At 33.0% G+C, this 23,612-nt stretch carries 13 protein-coding genes; 5 read left to right on the plus strand and 8 right to left on the minus strand.

What is annotated here, in order from left to right:
- Positions 1–14: 14 nt before the first annotated feature.
- Genes GQS57_RS17405 through GQS57_RS17415 form a run of 3 tightly spaced genes read left to right on the plus strand, consistent with a single transcriptional unit; the run spans position 15 to position 4,155 of the window.
- Positions 15–1,610: a sulfatase gene (locus tag GQS57_RS17405; RefSeq protein ID WP_165734252.1), complete on the plus strand. Its 1,596-nt coding sequence runs from the start codon at positions 15–17 to the stop codon at positions 1,608–1,610.
- Positions 1,611–1,615: 5 nt separating this feature from the next.
- Complete coding sequence (locus GQS57_RS17410) at positions 1,616–2,452, plus strand: glycoside hydrolase family 16 protein (RefSeq protein ID WP_165734253.1); 837 nt, start codon at positions 1,616–1,618, stop codon at positions 2,450–2,452.
- Between the two features lie 50 nt (positions 2,453–2,502).
- Positions 2,503–4,155, plus strand: a complete 1,653-nt coding sequence (locus tag GQS57_RS17415) for a beta-N-acetylhexosaminidase (protein WP_165734254.1) — start codon at positions 2,503–2,505, stop codon at positions 4,153–4,155.
- 591 nt (positions 4,156–4,746) lie between these two features.
- Here GQS57_RS17415 and GQS57_RS17420 read toward each other — a convergent pair.
- The 8 genes from GQS57_RS17420 to GQS57_RS17455 all read right to left on the minus strand — a co-directional run bounded on the left by GQS57_RS17420 (position 4,747) and on the right by GQS57_RS17455 (position 19,268).
- Complete coding sequence (locus tag GQS57_RS17420; protein WP_240915519.1) at positions 4,747–6,990, minus strand: beta-N-acetylglucosaminidase; 2,244 nt, start codon at positions 6,988–6,990, stop codon at positions 4,747–4,749.
- Positions 6,991–7,001: 11 nt separating this feature from the next.
- On the minus strand, positions 7,002–8,762 hold the full coding sequence (locus tag GQS57_RS17425) for a DUF4091 domain-containing protein (RefSeq protein ID WP_165734255.1): 1,761 nt from the start codon (positions 8,760–8,762) through the stop codon (positions 7,002–7,004).
- A gap of 3 nt (positions 8,763–8,765) precedes the next feature.
- On the minus strand, positions 8,766–10,334 hold the full coding sequence (locus GQS57_RS17430; RefSeq protein WP_165734256.1) for a sulfatase: 1,569 nt from the start codon (positions 10,332–10,334) through the stop codon (positions 8,766–8,768).
- Positions 10,327–12,624 (minus strand): family 20 glycosylhydrolase, encoded by a 2,298-nt coding sequence (locus tag GQS57_RS17435; protein ID WP_165734257.1) that lies wholly within the window; start codon positions 12,622–12,624, stop codon positions 10,327–10,329. The genes GQS57_RS17430 and GQS57_RS17435 overlap by 8 nt, the downstream gene beginning before the upstream one ends.
- Before the next feature lie 4 nt (positions 12,625–12,628).
- Positions 12,629–14,299 carry a beta-N-acetylhexosaminidase gene (locus tag GQS57_RS17440; protein ID WP_165734258.1) on the minus strand — a complete coding sequence of 557 codons (1,671 nt, stop codon included), beginning with the start codon at positions 14,297–14,299 and terminating at the stop codon, positions 12,629–12,631.
- Between the two features lie 194 nt (positions 14,300–14,493).
- Positions 14,494–15,450 carry a M28 family metallopeptidase gene (locus tag GQS57_RS17445; RefSeq protein ID WP_165734259.1) on the minus strand — a complete coding sequence of 319 codons (957 nt, stop codon included), beginning with the start codon at positions 15,448–15,450 and terminating at the stop codon, positions 14,494–14,496.
- Positions 15,451–15,460: 10 nt separating this feature from the next.
- Positions 15,461–17,143 (minus strand): beta-N-acetylhexosaminidase, encoded by a 1,683-nt coding sequence (locus tag GQS57_RS17450; RefSeq protein ID WP_240915520.1) that lies wholly within the window; start codon positions 17,141–17,143, stop codon positions 15,461–15,463.
- 37 nt (positions 17,144–17,180) lie between these two features.
- The gene (locus GQS57_RS17455; RefSeq protein WP_165734260.1) at positions 17,181–19,268 is read right to left on the minus strand and encodes an alpha-L-fucosidase; all 2,088 of its coding nucleotides are present in this window, start codon (positions 19,266–19,268) and stop codon (positions 17,181–17,183) included.
- Positions 19,269–19,480: 212 nt separating this feature from the next.
- Between GQS57_RS17455 and GQS57_RS17460 the strand changes: the two genes are divergently transcribed.
- Both GQS57_RS17460 and GQS57_RS17465 read left to right on the plus strand, forming a co-directional pair.
- The gene (locus GQS57_RS17460; RefSeq protein WP_165734261.1) at positions 19,481–22,099 is read left to right on the plus strand and encodes a sodium/solute symporter; all 2,619 of its coding nucleotides are present in this window, start codon (positions 19,481–19,483) and stop codon (positions 22,097–22,099) included.
- A 32-nt stretch (positions 22,100–22,131) separates the two neighbouring features.
- Entirely contained in the window at positions 22,132–23,490 is a 1,359-nt protein-coding gene (locus GQS57_RS17465; RefSeq protein ID WP_165734262.1) for a Gfo/Idh/MocA family protein, read from the plus strand.
- Positions 23,491–23,612: the final 122 nt, after the last annotated feature.

Raw genomic sequence — 23,612 nt, forward strand, 5'->3', positions numbered from 1 at the left:
AACTAAAAAACAATATGAAATTATTTAAATATATTACCTTTTTTGCTGCAGCCCTTTTAACTGTGGGATGTAAAACTGAAAATTCATCAAAAGAAAATACAGAAAAACCAAACATTATTTTCATAATGTCAGACGATCATGCGTATCAAGCGATAAGTGCTTATGATGATAGGTTGATACAAACACCAAACATAGATCGAATTGCAAAAGAAGGAATGTTGTTTACAAATGCAAGTGTTACCAACTCTATTTGTGCGCCATCTAGAGCCGTAATTTTAACAGGAAAACATAGTCATATCAATGGTAAAATTGATAATTTAAGCAAGTTTGATACCAACAATGTCACGTTTCCACAAATTCTCCAAAAAGCAGGCTATCAAACAGCAATGTTTGGTAAGTTACACTTTGGAAATAATCCTAAAGGATTTGATGAATTTAAAATTTTACCAGGCCAAGGAGCGTATTACAATCCGAAATTTATCACACAAAAAGGAGATACCATTATTAACGGTTATGTAACAGATATTACAACCGATCTTACTTTAGATTGGATGAAAAACAGAAGAGATCCTAAAAAACCTTTTATGTTAATGTATTTGCACAAAGCACCACACAGAGCTTGGTTGCCGAGTAAAAAGTATTTTACAGAGTACACTAAAAAGACATTTCCTTTACCAGCAACGCTGTTTGATGATTATAAGACAAGAGGAACCGCGTCTAAAACTGCGCAAATGGGAATTTTTAAACACATGTCTTTAACCAATGATAACAAGCTTACGCCACAAACTATTAAGGAATTAGGGATCAAAGAGTGGAGTAATTTAGGACAAAGTATTGGTGGGATGAATCCTGAACAAAGAACAGCTTGGGATGCCGTTTATGGACCTATTAACGAAGATTTTAAAAAGCGATATCCAACCATGAATGATTCTTTATTAACTGTTTGGAAATACCAAAGGTATATGCAAGATTATTTAGGAACAATTGCTTCTGTAGATGATAATGTAGGACGTGTATTGGATTACTTAGACGAAGAAAAGCTTGCAGACAATACGTTGGTAGTGTATACTTCAGATCAAGGTTTTTATTTAGGGGAACACGGTTGGTTTGATAAACGTTTTATGTACAACGAGTCTTTTAAAACACCACTTTTAATCAAATGGCCTAATCAAATTAAGCCAGGAATTACAGAAGATGAAATGGTACAGAACTTAGATTTTGCTCAAACTTTTCTTGAAATTGCTGGTGTTGATGCCCCAAAAGAGATGCAAGGAGAAAGTTTGGTGCCTTTATTAACAGGGAAAAAAGAAGCTTGGGACAGAGAAGCTGTTTATTACCATTATTATGAATATCCTGCAGAGCATGCAGTGAAAAGACATTATGGTATTGCAACGAAAGAATTTAAATTGATTCACTTTTACCACGATGTGAATGAATGGGAATTGTATGATAGCAAAAAAGATCCAAAAGAGATTAATAATATAATTAATGATCCTGCGTATGCTGAAGTGGTTCTCGAAATGAAACAGAAATTAAAAGAAACAAGAGAAAAATACAAAGATTCAGAAATATTAGACAATCATTATATTGAATTATATAATAAAAAATAAATGGGATGAAAGTAAATTATAAATTACAATTCGTAAAAGTTTGCTTTGGAGCCTTTTTTTTTCTTTTAGTTGTGTCATGTTCTGTAAATAGAAATATAAACGACGGTGAAAACGGAACACACTATAACTTAGTTTTCGAAGACCAATTTAACGGAGATGCTTACAATACCAAATATTGGACGAGTTTACCAACACAAACTAGTGGTGCCGCTTGGAATAGATATGTGGTAAAAGACCCCACATTGGCAGAGGTTAAAAACGAGAATTTACACATGAGGGCGCGTTGGAATACTAAAACCGATTTGCCAGAAACGGGTGCTATACGAAGCCAAGATAAATTCAGTTTTAAATACGGAAAAATTGAAATTAGAGCAAAATTTAATTCGGCTGGACAAGGAGGTTGGCCAGCAATTTGGTTGATGCCACAAAATGAAATTTACAAAGGTTGGCCAAATGGTGGTGAAATCGATATTATGGAACGTCTAAATAATGATGGTTTTGTGCATCAAGTAGTACATCAAACAGACGGTGAAGCCAAGAAAAATTCTTTTGCAACAACAGCTGCTATAAATGTAGATGCTTACAATACGTATGGAATTATAAAATTACCAAACCGCATTGAGTTTTATGTAAATGATATTTTAACAATGGTGCATGAATCTAAAGGAGAATTTGAAAAAAGATGGCCTTTTGAAACCGATTTCTACATTATTTTAAATCACGCACTCGCAGATAAAGGGCAATCAGGAATTTATTATTGGCCAGGGAAGGTTACTTCAACAGAAAATCTTCCGTATGAAATGGCCATAGATTACTTGAAAGTCTGGGAGCTTGTAGAATAAATAATAATGACTACTTATTAAAATTAAAAGAACGTTTCAATTTAAAAATCATGAAAAAGCAACTAGTAATTATCTTTCTAATTTTAGCAAGTCTCTCTCATTATGCACAAATTATTCCTGCGCCAGTATCTTTGGAATTTAACAAAGGGAATTTTGAGTTAGACGCAACCGTAGGAGTCATTTTTAAAGGCTTAAAAAAGGAAGAGAGCACAAAGTTAACCAATTATTTGGTTGATAAAATAGAAGCAGAAACAAGTGTTCGCATCGCTTCGAAAAAGAAAGCTTCAAAAAATATTATTTTACAAATACTACAGAAGCCTATTAAGAATTTAGGGGAGGAAGGATACCTTTTAACAATCTTTGAAACCGAAATACATATTACAGGAAATGGATATGCAGGCTTGTTTTACGGAACACAATCGCTTTTGCAATATGTAATTCACAACAATACACAAACGCCTATTCAATTACCAGGGTTAATAATTAGCGACAAACCAAATGTAAAATGGCGTGGAATGGTCATGGATGTCAGCAGACATTTTTATAATACAAAAACGATAAAAGAGCTGTTAGATTTAATGGCTTTTTATAAATTAAATGTGTTTCACTGGCACTTGGCAGATAATGAAGGATGGCGATTAGAAATTAAAAAATATCCAAAATTAACATCAGTTGGTGGTTGGAGAACCGAAATTCCGGGTAGTTTATTTTATAAAAAAGACAGTACATACACTGAAAAATTAAATGGTAAGCCCTATCAATATGGCGGATTTTACACCCAAAAACAAGTAAAAGAAATTGTTGCGTACGCACAAGACAGAAATATAACGGTAGTTCCAGAAATAGATGTTCCTGGTCATTCGGGTGCGGCTTTAACAGCATATCCAGAATTTTCTTGTGAAAAACATGTACAAGAGTCTCCTAATTCTACGTTGTGGAATGGGGTTGTAAACCCAGCCAATGTAAACCTAAATTATTGTGCCGGTCAAGAAACTACATTTGAGTTTTTAGAGGATGTTTTTACTGAAGTGATGGAGTTATTTCCTTCAAAATACATTCACGTTGGTGGTGATGAGGTTGATAAATCTTATTGGAAAAAATGTGCTGATTGTCAACAGCGATTAGCAGATAATCATTTGAAAGATGAAAATGAATTGCAAAGTTATTTTATAAAAAGGATCGCAAAATTTTTAGAAAAGAACAACCGTAAATTAATTGGTTGGGATGAAATTTTAGAAGGTGGAGCACCGATAAATGCGACCGTAATGTCTTGGCGAGGTGAAAAAGGCGGTATTGAAGCGGCAAAACTAAAGCAAGATGTAATTATGACACCTAACAATCCGTTATATTTTAATAGGTATCAAGAAGATCCTAAAAATGAACCACTTGCTGTCGCATATTCAATAAATACATTAGAAAAAGTATATGAATATAATTTAATTCCGAAAGAATTGAATAAAGAAGAAGCGCAGTATATTATTGGCGGACAGTTTGCTATTTGGACAGAATTTATTTCATCCGTAGAATATTTAGAATACACACTTTTACCTAGAATGCCTGCTTTTGCAGAAAATATGTGGTCTGTTCCTAAAAATAAAAATTACATCGATTTTAAGAAACGTTTAAATCAAGGTCACTATGATTATTGGAAAGCAAATGGCATTCGTTTTCATCCGAAGTATTATAAAAAATCGGTGTATTAATTATAACAGTTTCTAGTACTTCAGACTTGTCAGGTTTTATTACCTTTTTAATATGTATTTAATTCTCAAATTTTAAAATTTTAATTTATGGTTTTCACATTCCTTTTTTTAGGTTTCATTTCGTTATTAGCGATTTTTTGTGCTAAAGGCCAGTATGCACTTAAATTTCACAATCAAAATTTTATTCGTGTAAAATGATAAAACATATAACTACGGTTGCACTATTGCACCTATTAAATAGTCTAATTACAGATGTAAAAAGCTTCCATAAAAACGGCAATAAGTAGTATTGCATTAAATGACGAATTTTATTTAAGCACTTGGCTTACTAATAACTTATATTTTTAGTAAATTAAGTGCTTTTTTGAGCTTTTATTTAGAGATATAATTAATTATTGATGATAAATTAGATACGAAAAAAAAACGAAACTAGTAAAAAAAAAATGGGGTAAAATGGATTTGACTGATAAAGTTGTATTTTGTTAATGTTATAAAAAAGAAATTTTTTGTTTTGACCAATACATCTAACTACCAACTTTTATTTTTTATATACAGTTAATCTAGCTTGATAAATTTTGTTTATAAAATAGATTATTTCACTTCAATTTTAAAATGAATAATCTTAGTCTCTATGTTTTCTGTGCTAGTATTTATAATTCGAATGTATTTTACTTGTTTGTTTACTCTAACATGAATGGCGTCTTTTTTAACTTCCGTTTTTATAGTTGCCCAAGTTGTTCCATTAGTAGAAGTTTGTAGTTCTAATTTTTTATAAATAGAAGTATTTTCTAATTGATACTGAACGTTAGGTACGCGCGTTGTTTTGTCTAATTCGAAACCAAAATAGGCATTGGCAGCGATTTGAATTACTTCTAATGGCGGATTTAAAACCAATGTTCTGTCTGTTAAACTTATTTGTTGGTTCTGTAATTGTTTAATATTTGTAAATAAAAGATGTGGATTGTAATTGGATGCTACCGCTAAATTTTTATTAAATTCTTTGTTGTAAGCAGCTGTTAAATAAGCAAAACTGTCATCAATTAAAGGGGTAGCCACTAAAGTAGCCGTTTTTACTCCTGGTTGATATGGGTTTTGGTTTTTTGTACGATCAATTTGATACATTTCTGCTTTAACTGCAATAATAGCATTGTAACTTCTTTCGAAATCATCAGTTTGTTTTGCTTGTAAAGATGTGTGCATATGTAGCATACCAAGTCCAGATTGACCTAATAATTTAAATTGTTGTACCCAAGGACGAATTTCATCTAAAAGCACCGCATTGTCTGAACTGTTTAGTAAAATATAAGAAGCTTCTACCATTGCATGAAACTCATTTTCTACTGCTTTAAAATTATCAATATTTTCACCTGCTTTTAATTGTTTAAGAAAAGCGGTTGCTTTCGGCGAAAAAGACACAGATTCTTTTCGTCTGTATCGATGTCCATTTTGGCCTAAATCGCTGTTATGACGAGCGAAAACCTCTAGTGCTTTATAACTTTTTGGCATCACTACTTTTAATGCCTCTAACCATTTTTTTTCTGGTTGATATTCAGTCATATTCCAAGAATAATCTGCAACACCATAAATAGCTATTTTAGAAGCTTCTGCATGTTCCATCGGGTTAGAAACAAAGCCAGATACATCATTGGCAATATCTTTTCCGTTTCCGTAGGTAGGGCCTAAAAGCATATGATTTCTCACATAATCGGATACAGGAAAATTCCACCAAATAAATGCATTTCTGTCAATCTCAGTATTAATCCAATTCATCGTTTCTTTATCAATATCAGCAACAACCGTATTTCCTGTCCACATAATTCTGATAGAAGGATCTAGTTCTTTTCCCAAAGTTTTTAAATAACCTCCTTCTGGTTTAGACCAACCTTTGTTATATTCTGTTGGGCACATAATTAAAGGTTTTACGTCTTTTTTCTTTTTGATGAAATCGGTATGTAAAAAATTTAATAAACTAGCTTGTTGCTTTGGGTTTGTACCTTCACCAGAAATATCATCAAAAAAAACAGCGTAGGCACGCACACCTAAATCATACATCAATTCAAATTTATTTAATAGGTTTTTTCTGTCTTCATCATTCCATTTGATGTCTTTTCCGGGGTGAATTGCCCACACAAAATCCACTTGATTCATTTCAGCTCTGTCTATTAATTTTTTTAATTGCGCTGCTTCATTTTCTGGATAGGGTTTTCTCCAATTTGGTGAACTATGATAAGGATCATCTTTTGGTCCATAGATATACGTATTTAGCTTGTTTTCTCCGTAGAAATCTATTTGACGAATTCTATGTTCAAAACTCCAAGGAGTTCCGTAAAAACCTTCTACAGTTCCTCTCGCAGCAACATCTGGATAATCTAAAATCTCTCCTAAAGGCATTTTTTTATTTTGCAATAATGCCAATAATGTACGAACACCATAATAGGTTCCTCTGGCATCTCTACCAATGATAGTGATGCTTTTTTTGGTACTTTTAATAAAATAACTTTCTGCTTTTCCAGGAACTTTTCTTCTTAGTTTTCTTGATATTTTACTATCAACATCGCCAATAATGATAGAAAAGCCTTTAGCATCTGTATTATCAGTAGTAAAAAAAGAGCTCAATAAATGTTGTGTAGCTTTGTCTGTGTTTTTCTGTTGAATATTAAAACTAATTGGCATTTCTATACTTCCTTCACTCATAAATTGTTGAGGTGTAGGATTTATATCTAAACTTTGTGCAACACTAAAGTTAGATACTAAAACGAAAGCTATTAAAAAAGTAAGACGCATCTTTAAGTTCGTTTTGTTTTTTTTCTGTTGATTATTTTTCTGGATTTTCATTGTATTCAATTTTATTTTTCAGCGAAAGCATTAATTGTGTTTTTTGCATCTTGTAACATCTTTTCTAAATCTGCTGGTTTAGTAGTGATGTTAAAAGTGGCTACTAAATTATTTAAGGATTTTAGTTCCGCTAACATTCCTTTTTTAGAAAACTCTTCTCTTAAAATTCTAATTTTTTCAGCATCCTGAATCCCTTCTCGAAGCGTTTCGAAACGAATAGAACTTCTGTTTTTAGGATACACAATATACGTATCGCCCGCAGGCCAAGCTCTAAAACGAGAATCTTGCAATGGGTTTTCGGTCCAACTATTGTAAGCCCAACGTAAAAAGCCATCAAAATCTGCTGCAATTGTATACCAGCCTATAAAAACACCTTCTGCAGGAGGAGAAAAGGTAAACGTATTCGGAAACTTATCGGTACAACACACATAATGGGTACTGATATGACCAACTGCTTTTCTTTGCTGTAAGTCTTTATCGTCTACAGGGTGCCCAAAAGCTACAGACATATCTTTTAATTCATCTGGATATAATTTATAACTTTTATGATTATCGGCAAAAGAAACTCCAAATTCTGGCGCATGCTCATTTAATAATTCAAGCATTGCTTTCATTTCTTTAGGACCGCGTTCATCCATTGCAATTCTTGTTATTTTATTCCATCCTTTTTGCTCTAAATGTATCTTAAACTGTTTTAAAAACGGAACCCATAAATCTTCGTAAGCTTTGGTACCTGGTGCTGCAGCTATTTTAATTTCCTTGTTTTCTGTTTCATCAAAATAATAAAACTCATTTCCCCAAGGAACCATAGAATAACAACTAATTTGATTTTTAATTCCTAAATCCATCATCAACTGCACCCAATTGTCAAAAACAGTAAAATCATAGGTCCAAGTACCGTCGGTTTTCTTTTTCCAATCAATCATAGCCTCAAACGGGTCAAAAGTTTGACCATTCCAAGGGCGTTTATTTAGCGATACAGTAATTACTTTTTGTCCGGCATCTGCAAGTCTTTTCATTACAGGCTTTAATAGCTCTATATGTTCCGAAGACCAAGGTTTTACATTGTGAATACGTGTAACGGCATACGGATTTTGCCATAAATCTAAATGAAATTTCCATTCGGTTGCTGGTGGCAATACTTTTTCAATTACATGTAAAGTGAGTTCGAATTTCTGAGTTTTTTGTCCATTTATTACTATTTGAAAAGTACTTTTATAGCTTCCTGCTTTGGCATCGGATGGTGTGTTTATTGTAATCCAAATTGGTCTTGTTTCATTTGCTTTAACCGTATAAGAACTCACAGGGTCTAAAACATCTGCGGCTAAAGAAGCGGCGAAATCTTCTGGTTTTCTATAACCACAACCGTTCGCAAATTCATCTGTAATTAGATATTTCACAAAACTGATTTTAGCAATATTAGAAGGTAAAACGTCTCCAGTATCAGATTTAAAAGCTGAAATAGTCGTTTTTACTTCTGTTATAGAATCGGTGCTCCAAAGTACTAATTGTGCAGATGTTCTCTCGCCTTTCCAAACATTTCCAGACCAAGTGTTTTGTGGTTCTATAGTTGGAATTTTACTTCTAACAAAACGAATGTTAGTAGAAGTAATAGACGCTTGCAATCCTTTAGGAACGGCAGCCCAATTGTCATCTAAACTTGGTGACGGATCATTTGGCTCTTGATACGTTTGCTCAATTTTAAAGTCTTGTTTTTGACAACCAAAAGCAATAAGACTGATACTTAAAAATAGTAAAAAACGATAACTCATAATTTATTTTATATAAGATTTTAATACGAACTCATTGTCTGGTAAAGGCACAAGCTCGTTGGTGTTTGTGTTCGTTGGCATTTGAGCATCTACACTTCTTAAGTAGGTACTCAACTCTTTTGCTAAAGCGTGTAGCTTTTCACCCTCTTTGGATGCTAAATTGGTTGTTTCTCCAATATCTGCAGTGATATTAAACAACTCGAAACTACTGTCTAGATGATAATAAATTAATTTCCAATCTCCTTTTCTGATGGTGCTTGTAGCTCCAATTCCAGGGCCTGTTGGTCCCCAATTATTAGGATAATGCCAAATTAAGGTTCTGTTGGTGTTGTCTTGTTTTTCTCCTTTTAGAATAGGAGTAAAACTTTTACCGTCTACTGTTTGTACGGTTTTGTAACCATCTATTTTTGCTAGTTCAAGAATGGTAGGAAAAAAATCTTCAATAATAACAAAATCATTACTTATTGAATTTTCTTTGGTAATTCCTGGCCATTTTACGAGCATTGGTTCGCGAATACCACCTTCGTGTACAGAACCTTTTCCGCTAGATAATGGTTTGTTGTGCGTATGTTTTTTACCTCCGCGAGCAACAGCGCTTAAACCTCCATTATCTGACATGAATAGAATAATTGTGTTTTCTGCAATGCCTTTATCTTCCAAATGATTCATTAAATCACCCAAACTTTTATCCATTCCTTCAATTAACGAAGCGTATTTTGCCTCTGTTGGATGCAATCCTTGGTCCATATATTTTTGTTCAAACCTAGAATCTCCTTGAATTGGAGTGTGCACTGCGTAATGAGACATGTATAAATAAAAAGGTTTATCAATGGCAATCGAATTGTCTATTGCAGTGATTGCTTCTTTAGTAAGTGCTTCTGTAAGAAAAATATCTTTTCCGTGGTATTTTTCTAAACCAGGAACATCCCAAATAGTGGTTTGACTGTTTAGACTTCTAAAATCATCCGTTCCGTAATAACTTCCGGGTTGTCCTGCAGCATGACCACCAATATTTACATTAAAACCAAGCGTTTTGGGATCTGCACTAGGCGTACCAATTGCACCAAAATGCGCTTTACCAACATGAATAGTTTCATAGCCATTGTTTTTTAATAACTGTGGTAACGGTGTAATATGAACAGAACGTGGTACGGTATCTGTAGGTTGTGCTCCATTTAAATTCCAAAGGGGCATTTTTAACCCTTTTAGAGGCGTTACCATAGAAATATCTCTTTTAAAAGTCCAGTTGGTCACTTTATGTCTCGCAGCATTCATTCCCGAAATTAAACTTACCCGTGTTGGCGTACAAACTGGTGTTGCGTATGCTTGTGTAAATTTCATACCCTGACTAGCAAGACGTTCCATATTTGGTGTATGATACCGACTATTAAAAGCTGTTTTTTCTTTCCAAAACGGAACAGAAGTATCTTGCCATCCCATATCATCTACCATAAATAAAATGATATTTGGTTTCTCTTCATTTATTTCAGTGTATTTATTTACCGTTTTACAGCCTATAAAAACAGTAAGAAATAGTAGAAAATAGGTACTTTTTCTTAGTGAATTAATCATGTGCAATTACATTTCCTTTTAAAACTGTCTTTTCTCCATTAGGAGATTTATACCAAACGGTTAACTGGCCGCCACCAGTTGCTTCATGGAATTTTACAGTAAGAGGATGCCATCCTTTTTTAAGTGCAACCATTCCGTTTTTCTCAATTGCAGAGTGGTTACCTCCATTATCCACTACAAATTTATCGCCTATGTACAGCAAACTACCATCATCTGATTTTGTAGCAAACTCAAACAAACCTTCTTCTTCTGCATAGAAGTAGCCTTTAAATACCATCGATAATTGTTCTACAACATCATAATTTTCTAAAGAAATGTGATCGACTGATGTAAAAGAAGCATTTTTAGGCAAAACAATATCATCTACTACTTTAAATTCTTTAACAGCTACCCAACGGTTTATAGATCCTGTTTTAGGGTTGATGTCTAGTGGTTCTAAATAGGTTTGTTTTTCTATATGTGCAGCTCTAGTGTCACTAGCAATATCGCCTCTGTAAGCAATTGTATTTAATGTAATTGTTTCTGTAAATTCTAATGGCTCTGTGTATTTTTTAGAGTCTTTTGTAGGTACGCTTCCATCTGTGGTATAGTAAATATCCATCCCTTTTAACGGAGCTTGCAGTTCTACAGTAGCTTTGTCTAAAAAAGCTATTTTATCATTAAAGCCTGTTACATACGGAATATGGTATTTGATATCCAAGGCATCTAACCTGTTATACTGTAGCGTCATTCTATTTTGAAAATCACCAAGGTTTTTTGCCTCTTTAGAAGTCCAAGCTGTTTCTGCCATGGCCAATAACCTAGGAAAAGCTTGGTATTCTAAACGCTTAAAATTAGGAATCATCTCTGACCATAAATTGGCTTGAATACCTAAAACGTGTTTGGCTTGTTCTGGGGTAAAATCTTCAGGGATAGGCTCGTAATTATATACTTTTTCAAATGGAGTTACAGTGTGTTGTGCATCAAAATAATACTCGAAACACGGCGTAATAATCATGTCATTACCATTGTTTGCTGCAATGTCTCTCATTTTAGGAGCCCAATTACGCCACCACATCATAGTAGTGTCATCAGATAAACCACCCTCAACAATTTCATCCCATCCTAAAAGTCGTTTTCCTTTAGTTTTTAGAAAAGCTTCTATATCTTTATTAAAGAAAGACTGTAATTCATGTTCGTCTTTTAGGTTGTTATTTTTAATAGCTGTTTGACATAGCGGGCATTCTTTCCAAGATTGAATACTTACTTCATCGCCACCAATATGTATGTATTTTGATGGAAATAACTCGGCAACTTCTGATAAAATGTTTTTTGTAAATTCATAAGATGATTCTTTTCCTAGACAAGCAGGATCTGAAAAAGTTTCTCCCCAACCTGCTTTTCCTGTACAAGATAAATATGGATAATTGTCTATAGCCGATTTAAAGTGACCTGGCATATCAATTTCCGGAATTACTTCAATTTGTCTTTCTGCAGCGTATGCAATAATTTCTTTAATTTGTTCTTGAGTAAAGAAACCACCGTACATTCTTTCTCCATTACGATTGTGGTAATGTTGTTTATCAATGGTATATGAAGAATCTGTTTTAGCTAATTCGTTGCACGTTTTATCATGAGAACTTTCTACGCGCCACGCACCTTTTTCTGTTAATAATGGATATTTTTTTATTTCTATACGCCATCCTTGATCATCTGTTAAATGCATGTGATATGTATTTAACTTATACAAAGCCATATAATTTAAAAAGGTTTTAACGTTGTCTATACTAAAAAAGTGACGGCTAAAATCCATTTGCATACCACGCCATGCAAAACGAGGTTCATCTGTAATATTAATACTTGGAATGATCCAGTTTTTTTCTGCACTGTTTGTGGTTTCAATACTAGGAGGAAGCAATTGACGAAGTGTTTGTACTCCATAAAAATACCCTGGAGCATCACTTGCTTTTATAACTATTTTTTCTGTAGTAACTTCTAAAGTATATGCTTCTGGGTTTAATGTTTTGTCTTCTATGAAAATAATATTTGCATTGTTTGTACCTTCAGACATTGCAAGTGTATAACCTACTGCGTTCTCAAATAAATCCGACAAGTATTTTGCAGCTGGTTTTTGAGTTTCATTTTCAACAGAAATTTTGCTGTTTTTAGTAATCGAAAAAGAACCTTTTGCAATTTGCATTGAAGAAGGTTTAGGAACGATGGAAATTTCTTCTGCAGTAAATGTTTTAGACGTGTTTTTACAACTAGTAAAAGCAACAAAAAGAAGTAAGAGTATAGCGTAATTTTTCATGTTTTTAGTTGTTTAAATTATTTTGTTTTGATTTTAATTCAGCTTCAATTTTATCACTATCCTTAAAATAATTGATACCTAGTTTGTCCCAGTGTTTTTGCATTTTTTTAAGGGCAATTTTAAAACTTTTGTACTCTTTGTTTTCAGGAGTTGTCCAACCAACTTCTGCATAAGCAGCAATTCTAGGAAAAGTTTGGCGTTCTACATCTGCATTTGTAGGTGTCCATTCGCTCCACATTTGGCAACCTAAACCGTATATGTTTTTATGATATTTTGCATCCAAACCTTCAGGAATTGGATTGAATGAATAGGCTCTTTCTAACGTTATATTTTTATGATTATAATCTAGATAGGTTTCACTAAGTAATGAGTTTACAATGGCATAACCGTTTTTTGCAGCATCTGTTAATAGTTCTAAATCTCCTTTCCAGAAGTGAACAATTACATTTTTTGCTAAAGTTGTTTCTGCCTCTTTGTCGTTTTTCTTTTCTCCAAAATCTTTATGAATATTTTTACCCAAAATTTCATTCCACCCCATCATACGTCTATTATTTTCTTCTAGGTATTTAGATATTTTATTGGTAAAATTTATCTGTAAATCGGCAGGAGTACTAATGTTATTTTCTTTCATGTATTTCTGAACAGAAGCAGATTTCTCCCATACTTCATAACCTACTTCATCACCTCCAATATGTATTACTTCCGAAGGGAATAATTCAAATAATTCGTTTAAAACATCTTTTATAAATGTAATTACTTCTGGTTTTGTAACATCATAATTGTCGTATAAACGGCCAAATTTAATCGGAACTTCTATATCTACACCAGCAGTTCCTAACCAAGTATAAGCGGCAATGGCAGCACTAGAATGTCCTGGCATTTCAAACTCTGGTACTATCTTAATGTTTCTTTTTGCAGCATAAGCTACAATGTCTTTTATTTGTTCTTGCGTGTAGAATCCGCCATGTGGCTTTCCAGATGTTTTTCCACTTTTCCAAGTACCAATTTCACTATCAGATCTAAAAGCACCAACTTCGGTTAATAGTGGGTATTTTTTTATTTCAACACGCCAGCCTGCATCGTCTATTAAATGCCAGTGAAAAGTATTCATTTTAAGCAGCGCCATTTGATCTAGCATCTGTTTTACAAATTTTTCACCATGAAAATAACGAGATTCATCTAACATAAATGCTCGCCATCTAAAACGCGGACTATCTTTAATGGTAATCGAAGGAATTAGATAAATCGATTTTTTACTGTCGTCAGAAGTCTCTAAAGACATCAATTGTTTTATCGTTTGAACTCCATAAAAATAGCCTGCAGCATCATTCGCTAAAATGCGTATGTTTTTTGGAGTTACTATTAATTCGTATGCTTCTGTCTCTAAATCTTCCTTTTTCTCGAAACGGATGGTAGCTGTATTGCTATCAACTATGGTAGCTGTATAATTTGCTGTTTCATTAATATAGATTTCTAGAGCTTTAGCTGCCTTTTCTTGTTCCTCTAGGTTAGCTAAAATAAGTTGATTTTTTAGAATAGCAAATGAGCCTTCTTGTAGGTTTAAATTGGCTGGTTTTGGTAGAATGGCTATTTCAGATTGAGTAAAGGACATGTTTTTTTCTGCGCAGTTACTAAATGTTAAAAGTGCGATTAGTGCGAATACAATAATTTTCATTTTTTAATAAGTTTATTTTAAGAAGGCGGAATAACTGTCATTAGTCTAAATGTTGTTTTTTAAACCAACTGTATCGAATATAGATATAATGTACAGCAAGGTTTAAATTATTTCGACAAACGACTAAGCTCTTCGTATATAAGTGTTATTAGGTTATAATATATTTTTAATTTTTTTATTTTTTACAATACATTTTATTTTTGTGGAATAAATTCCATTTTATAATTTGTAGTTGCAAGTTTCATTATTGTTTTATAAATATACTCACACACCTTTTTTTGTCCTGGAACATTAATTAAATCTACTGTGTCTTCTGGTCTATGGTATTGTGGGTGTGCACCTGTATGGATCCCTAAAACAGAGATGTCTTTTTTAAAAAAAGAAACATGATCCGATCCACCAACAGAACCAGCATGAACAATAGGGGTTAACTCTAAGGATTCTCCTAAATTTTGCATAAATGTAACCCCTTCCGGAAATGTGCCTGCACCGTTTATATAGACGTGTTTTGCTGTATTTAACCTGCCCACCATATCCATATTTATCATTAATTTAATCTGCGAAAGTTGAACTGGAGAATTATCTATAAAATATTGGCTTCCCAATAAACCTTGCTCTTCGGCGCCAAAAGCAATAAATATTACACTACGTTTTAAGGCTTTTTTATTAGCTGCTATTTTTTCTGCAATTTCTAAAAGAGCTGAAGTTCCACTAGCATTATCATCGGCACCATAATGAATGGTGTTTTTGTTTTCTGATTTAGAAGATGGTCCACCCAAGCCTAAATGATCGTAATGTGCTCCTAAAATAATATATTCATTCTTTAAGATTGGGTCGGTACCTTCTATATAGCCAACTACATTACTTGTTTTTGCTAAAGGCTTTTCATTCTCACCTTTTGCTACCCGTAAACGAGCTTTAAATTTTTGTTTGTACCCTTTTTCAAAAGGAATAAGATCTTGTTTCTTAAAATCTTTTGCAATATATTTTACAACTTTTCTGTTGGCTTTTGTACCAGGGTACCTGCCTGCATTTTTTTCTGAAGCCAAAAATACAATGTGGTCTTTAATTTCATTTTCTGTAATTTCAGATTGAGAAAACCCCATAAATGAAACAAAAACTAAGGTAGATGATATGAATGTTTTTATCATAATATTAAGATTATTTAGTTTCAAAGATATGTTTTGCATAATTTAAGTCCATAGCATCATAATGTCCTTTCATGTTTTTTAAACGTAGTTTAAAATCGTTAAAGTCTTTGGTTTCTTTAGGAGACCATATTACCTCTGATAAAGCTGTCATTCTAGGTAAAATCATATATTCTACGTGGTCTGAAGTTTCCATATATTCGGTCCAAACATTTCCTTGGGCTCCTAAAACATATTTACTTTCCTTTGGGGTTAATTCCTTAGGGAGCGGTTTGTAGGCATATACATCTGCTACGGTTGTTTTACCACCAAATGCTAAAGGTTCCTTTTCTTTGTTTTCAGTTTGATAATGATCAAAATAGCAAGAGTGTCCGGGTGTCATAATAACATCATGCTGTTCTTTTGCGGCTACTATTCCGCCTTTTTCTCCTCTCCAAGACATTACCGTGGCATTAGGTGCCAAACCTCCTTCTAAAATTTCATCCCAACCAATAATTTTTTTGCCTTTAGCATTTAAGTATTTTTCTATACGTTGAATAAAATAACTTTGTAAATGGTGTTCATCTGTTAGGTTGTTATCTTTAATTCTCTTTTGGCAATCTGCACATCGTTTCCAGTTAGATTTAGGGCATTCATCTCCACCAATATGGATATATTCTGATGGAAATAATGGAATTACTTCTGCTAATACATCTTCTAGAAACTGAAACGTTTTCTCATTTCCTGCACAAAAAACATCATCGAAAACACCCCAGGTTTCTTGTACAATTTTTGGTGTACCATTGGCTTGTACTTTTTTCCCTGCTTTAGAGCCCATATTTTTACTAACGATGGTTGGTTCTTCTGGAAAACAGCTTAAAAATGGGTAGGCAGCAATGGCAGCACTAGCATGACCAGGTAGTTCTATTTCTGGAATTACCGTTACATGTCTTTCAGTAGCATATTTAACAACTTCCTTAATATCTTCTTGCGTGTAAAATCCGCCGTAGGCTGTTTCATCATTTCCTTCTTTTTTATTAAAATGACCATTAATAGTTCCATGTCTTTTAGAACCCACTTCGGTAAGTTTTGGATATTTTTTAATTTCAATACGCCACCCTTGATCTTCTGTTAAATGCCAATGAAACGTATTCATTTTATGCATTGCTAATAAATCGATGTATTTTTTTATAAAATCTATTGAGAAAAAATGACGAGCTACATCTAAATGCATTCCTCTATAAATAAACCTTGGCTCATCTTTTATAGTAACTGCAGGTATGGTTAGTGCTGTTTCTTGGCTAACTTTTGTGGCTGGTATTAATTGTTTTAATGTTTGAATACCATAAAACACACCTTTTGCTGTTTTACCAGAAATAGTTATTTTGTTGTAGGTAACAGAAAGTGTGTATCCTTCATTATTTTCTATAGCCTCATCAATTTTTAATTCAATATTACCAGTAGAAGTTGCTTTAAAAGTAATGTTTGAGCCTGAAATATGACTTAACATATCTGCAAGATAATCACCTTCATTTTTTAAATTTTCGTCACCAACAACCTTCGTTTTATGATCAACCAAAAATAGACCATTAGATAGTTCTAAAGACACTGGTTTTGGAATAATTTGATAATCTGTTGCTAAATTCTGATGGTCTTTGTTTGGAGTGTTACATGCAAAAAGCATCATTATGATTAATGTTAAAAAAGTAGTTTTCATAATACAATTTAGTTTTAATTTAATTTTTATTTAGTTTTTATTTTGTGATAACGCCTATTTCTGCAATGGTTGCTTGGTCTTTATCATCTATTATTTTATTGGCAATTAATTTTATATATTTTACAGAAGTACTTTTTTTGAAAAGTACTTTTTGTTGAATAGGGTTAGAGATAATATTAGAAAATTCACCTTTTGATAATTGAATCCAACTTTTACCATCGGTACTTCCGTAAAAAATATAATGTGTAATTACGCCAGAAACCCTTCTGCCTTGAGTAGGTGTGTAGGTAAATCCTTTTATATCGGTAGTTTTTCCTAAATCTATTTTATAATTGGATAGTGTATGTTTGTTGGCAATCCAATTTGTTAATGGGTTTTCATCAATAGCCTGTTCTGTAATTGGTGCACCTTTCAATGTCGTTATTTTCCAAAGATTTTTACTAATATCAAAATTTTCTGAGATAATGTCACTTGTACGATTAGTAGCTGGATCTATTGATATTGTTTTTAGAACCGTTGGTTGCTCAATTAAAAAAGGAATCGAATATTTTGAAGATGCTGTTGTAGGTGTTTCTCCGTTTAAAGTGTAATAAACTATTAAGCCTTCTTCTGGTGCTTGTAAACTGATTTCGCCTTTTTTATTTCTGCTTATTTTAGGAGCATCTACAATTATTGGAGCGTGGTAAACTTCTATATTAGAAATTAATGGACAACCTCTTGCATCTTCAATATTTATCCTAATTTTGGTTGCTTTTACATCAGCAAGCCTTAAAATTCTTTTGTAACCTATGGTACTTTGGTTGTCTATAGTTTTCCATTTTCCATTAATTTCAGCTTCCAAAGAAAACTGTTTTACACGTTGTCCTAATTGAATGTATTCTTGAATTAAGAATCTGTTAAATAGGGTAGGTTTTTCAAAATCTATAGTTATAGACGATTTTATAATGTTATCATCTGTTGCCCAATACGTATTTTTATCATTATCTACAGCGTTATCAGCATTATAAGTAGATGAGTTTCCACGAACATTACTTGCAGTAGTTTTTACATTTAAAGCTAAGTTATTAGCAAAATCTACTTTTAACTGTGCTGTTAATTTTTTTAATTGACGTTCATCATTTTCGTTTACTATACCTCTTCTATCAACCGGTAGGTTTAATAAAAAAGTACTGTTTTTTCCAATTGAATTATAGTAGATATTTAATAATTCTTTTAAGGTTTTTACTTTATTGTCTTCAGATTTATGGTAATACCAACCCGGACGAATTGAAACATCAGCCTCTGCAGGCACCCAATGTGTGCCGTTTTCTTGCCCAAAAGCATATTTGGTTTTGTATTCTGGCATACCACCATAAATAGAGTCTCTTAATAGCGGAGACCAAGTGGTATCATAAGAGAAACCATGTTCATTACCTACCCAACGTGCATCTGGACCATTGTCGCTCCAAATAATTGCATTAGGTTGTAATTTTCTTATTAATGCATTGGTGGTATCCCAATCATAATAAGTTCTTTTATCTACAGTACGCACCTCGTTTGCACCACCATAATATCCATCGCCACCATTGGCACCATCAAACCAAACTTCAAAAATATCACCATAATTGGTTAATAATTCGGTTAGTTGGTTTCTAAAATATTCTATATACTCTGGTTTACCATAGTCGGCATGATTTCTGTCCCATGGAGATAAATAAATCCCCATTTTTAAGCCGTATTCTTTACAAGCTTCTGCTAGTTCTTTTACAACATCACCTTTACCGTTTTTCCATGGAGAATTTTTTACAGAATAATCCGTGTATTCAGAAGGCCATAAGCAAAATCCGTCATGATGTTTGTCTGTTAAAATTAAACCTTTCATTCCTGCTTCTTTAGCTACTTTTACCCACTGACGCACATCTAATTCGGTTGGGTTAAATAATTCTGGAGATTTATCTCCATATCCCCATTCTACATCTGTAAATGTATTGATGCTAAAGTGGATAAAACCATAAAACTCCATTTCTTGCCACGCCATTTGGGGGGCTGTAGGAATTGGGTAGATTGGTTTTGGAGGCTCTACAGAAGAGCAAGATTGAACAATTACTACCACAAGTATTAATAAATAGATTGTTACAGATTTCATAAAAAGTACATTAAAAAAATTAAAAGATATGCAAATTTACAATTTTATATGTAATACATAATACAATTGAATTATTTTTATTAGCTTCGCAACATAAAATTTTGTAATGTAAAAGTTCTAATTTGTTAAATTAGAACACAAAGAGTATAGGTAATAAAATTTAGAGGGTTTTGGCTTTACAAAAAGAATCCCTTATTTAAAGTATTTTTAAAATGAAAAAAATTCAAAGTTTAGTCGTAATTCTATTTATAGTTTTAACTTTAATTCCTTCTTACGGACAAGAAATATCTAAATTAAGTATTACCGATTTACCAAGTTTACCATCAGATAATAGTTCTACAGAATCGTTAGGGTTTGCTGGTATGTTGGGTGGTACTCATAATGGAGTGTTTTTAGCTGCAGGTGGAGCTAATTTTCCTGATGGTTTGCCGTGGGAGGGTGGTGATAAAGTATGGAGTAAGCGTATTTATATTTTTGAAAACAACGAATGGCGATTATCTACAAAACAATTACCTATTCCTTTAGGGTATGCTGCTTCAGTTGCTACTCCAAAAGGAGTTTTAAGTATTGGGGGTAATAATAAAACTCTTATAAGTGATAAAGTGCTGCTTTTGTCTTATAATAAATCTACCAAAGATGTTGAGATTTCAGAATACCCAAACCTTCCTGAACCTTTAGCATTTTCATCTGCCGTTGTAGTAGATGATTTTGTATATGTAGTAGGTGGTAACAATAATGTTAAGAATAGCACAAACTTATTTTATAGACTAAATCTAAAAGAGAACAATTGGGTAAAATTAGCAGATTTTCCTGGTGCTCCCAGAGCACTTCATAGTATAGCGGTTCAAGAAACACAGACCAATAAAAAATTATTTGTTATTGGTGGAAGAAATGAAGTGGCCGGAAAAAAATCTAAAACACTTACAAATTATTTATCTTATGATTTTAAGGAGAAAAAATGGCAAGAAGAAGGGGATCTCGAAATAGATGGAAAACCTAGAGTTTTAATGGGGGCTTCAGCAGAAACGATGGGGTCTATGCATATTATGACTTATGGCGGCAGTGATGAGTCTCTTTTTGATGAGTTGGAAAATATTTCTCTACAAATGGGAGCTGCACAAGATGATTCTATAGTGAATCAATTGAAAAAAAGAAGAGACTATATTTTAAATAATCATGAAGGTTTTTCTAAAGATATTTTAGCTTATAACACCATAACAAAGAAATGGTTTGTTTATGATCGTATTACAACAAAAATACCTGTAACAGCACTTTCGTTTAAAAATAATGATGAATTTGTAATTGTTTCTGGAGAAATTTCTCCTGGGATACGGACACCAGGTGTGCAAATTTTTAAAATTGGGGATGCTGGTCATCCTTTCGGAATTGTTAATTATACTATACTAGCTTTGTACTTATTAATCTCTGTATTAATTGGTCTTTATTTTGCTCGTAAACAAAAATCTACAGAAGACTACTTTACAGGTGGAGGTAGAATACCTTGGTGGGCTGCAGGTTTAAGTGTTTTTGGTACTTTACTAAGCGCTATTACATTTATGGCTATTCCTGCCAAAGCCTTTGTAACAGATTGGTCTTTCTTTTTCTTAAATATTACGGCAATTTTAATAACGCCAGTCATTGCTTTTATTTTTATTCCTTTTTTTAATAAGCTAAAAATAAAAACAGCTTACGAATACTTAGAAGATCGCTTTAATTATACAGCACGTGCTTTTGGTAGTTTATCTTTTATATTATTTCAATTAGGAAGAATTGGTATTGTATTACTATTGCCCTCTTTAGCAATTTCTATTGTAACGGGGATTCCTGTAGAAACCAGTATTTTAATAATGGGAATACTTTGTGTTTTTTATACCACTTTTGGAGGTATTGAAGCAGTTATTTGGACGGATGTAATGCAAGTAGTTGTGCTTCTTGGAGGAAGTGTATTAGCGGTAGTATGGATTATGTTACATACAGAAACTTCTTTTGGAGACATGATAACCTATGCATCTGAAAGGGATAAGTTTAATATAGCTAATTTTGAGATGAATTTTACAGATTCTACTTTTTGGGTTGTATTTATTGGAGGGCTTGCTTCTGCAATGGTTACTCAGGGTACAGACCAAACTATAGTGCAGCGTTTCTTAACAAGTTCTAGTGTAAAAGATTCTCAAAAAACGCTTTACACCAATGCGGTACTTACGCTACCAGCAACAATAATATTTTTTGGTTTAGGTACACTCTTGTTTGTTTTTTATACAGAAATGCCAGAAAAATTATCGCCTGCAATTTCAAATAACGACTCTATTTTTCCTTGGTATATTGTTAGAGAATTACCAGTAGGAGTTTCTGGTTTATTGGTAGCCGGTATTTTCTCTGCAGCGATGTCTAGTATTAGTAGTAGTTTAAACTCTGTTTCTACAGCGTATTGCAACGATTTTTACATGCACTTTAAACCTAATGTAGCAGATGTAAACCTTTTAAAAATTGCAAGGATAGTAACTTTAGTTACAGGTGTTTTGGGTGTGTTATTAGCACTTTGGATGGCAGGTTCTAATATTAAATCTCTTTGGGACCAATTTTATCGTTTTTTAGGTCTTTTTACAGGAGGTTTAGGAGGTATGTTTCTTTTAGGAATGTTAACTAAAAAAGCCAATGCAAAAGGGACGTTATTAGGCTTGTTGGTAAGTGCTATTTTTATTTGGTATATAAGTGTATTTACTGAAATCAATTTTTTAATGTATTCATTTTTAGGCGTAGCTTCCTGTTTTTGTTTTGGATATATTTTTAGTTTGATATTACCTAACAAACAAAAGGTAGAAAGTGTTTAGTATAGAAAAAAGGATAATTAAATATACAAGGTATGAGTTCTAGAAGAAATTTTGTAAAAAAAACAGCGCTTTTAGGAGCCGGATTAACAATGTTACCAAACATGGCGTTTGGTGCTTTAGATAGTAGTTCTAACAAAAAACTTAGATTAGCTTTTATAGGAATTGGAGAAAGGGGGATTATGCATTTAAGCAATGCTATGCACAGAAAAGATGTAGAAGTTATTGCTATTTGTGATGTAGATTCTAAACGAATAGATATTGCGCTAAAAATGGTAGCTGATAGAAAGTTTAAAAAACCAAAAGTTTTTGGAAATTCAGATTATGATTATAAAAACTTACTAGCATTAAAAGAAGTAGATGCTGTAGTAATTTCTACACCTTGGTTATGGCATACAAGAATGGCGGTAGACACCATGAAAGCAGGAAAATATACGGGGTTAGAGGTTTCTGCAGCAAATACAATGGAAGAGTGTTGGGACTTAGTGAATACCCATGAAGAAACAGGAACACACTTAATGCTTTTAGAAAACGTAAATTATCGTAGAGATGTACTTGCGGTTCTAAATATGGTAAAACAAAATGTTTTTGGAGAGTTGGTTCATTTTAGATGTGGTTACCAGCACGATTTACGTGAAGTTAAATTTAACAATGGTAAACAACCTTACGGAGGAGGTGTGGAGTTTGGTGATAAAGGATATTCGGAAGCTAAATGGCGCACACAACATTCTCTTTTAAGAAATGCAGATGTGTATCCTACTCATGGTGTTGGACCTATTGCCGCCATGTGTGATATTAATAGAGGAAATCGTTTTATGTCTTTAACCTCACATGCTACAAAAGGTATTGGTTTGCATAATTATATTGTCGAAAAAGGAGGGAAAGAACATCCTAATGCAAAGTTAAAATTTAAGCAAGGAGATGTAATTACTTCTACTATTGAAACAGCTAACGGAGAAACCATTATTATAACACACGATTGTAATTTACCAAGACCATATTCTTTAGGTTTTAGAGTACAAGGAGCTAATGGATTATGGGAAGTAGATGGTAACCGCATGTATATTGAAGGTGCATCTAAACCACACCGTTGGGATGAAGCAGATGAGTGGCTTAATAAATATGATCATCCTTTATGGAAAAAGTATGAGGAGCAGGCAACTGGAGCAGGACATGGAGGTATGGACTTTTTTGTGTTAAATGCCTTTATAGAAGCTGCAAAAGAAAATGTAACACCACCTATAGATGTTTACGATGCTGCAGCTTGGAGTGCTGTAACACCACTTTCTGAAGCTTCTATAGAAAATAATGGAGAACCGCAAGATTTTCCAGATTTTACAAGAGGTATGTGGGTAAAGCGTAAACCTTATAATTGGATAAAAGATACGTATTAATATAAAAATTCTAATAGCATAATTATGTTAAAAAGTATTATAGACAAAGCAACAGGTTTCGAAAAAAGATTCGAAAATATTGGAACTATCGTTTATGAAGATTCTACATCAGCCTCAAAATC

This window comes from Polaribacter sp. 20A6 (assembly GCF_011378915.1).
Classification (GTDB): Bacteria; Bacteroidota; Bacteroidia; order Flavobacteriales; family Flavobacteriaceae; genus Polaribacter; species Polaribacter sejongensis.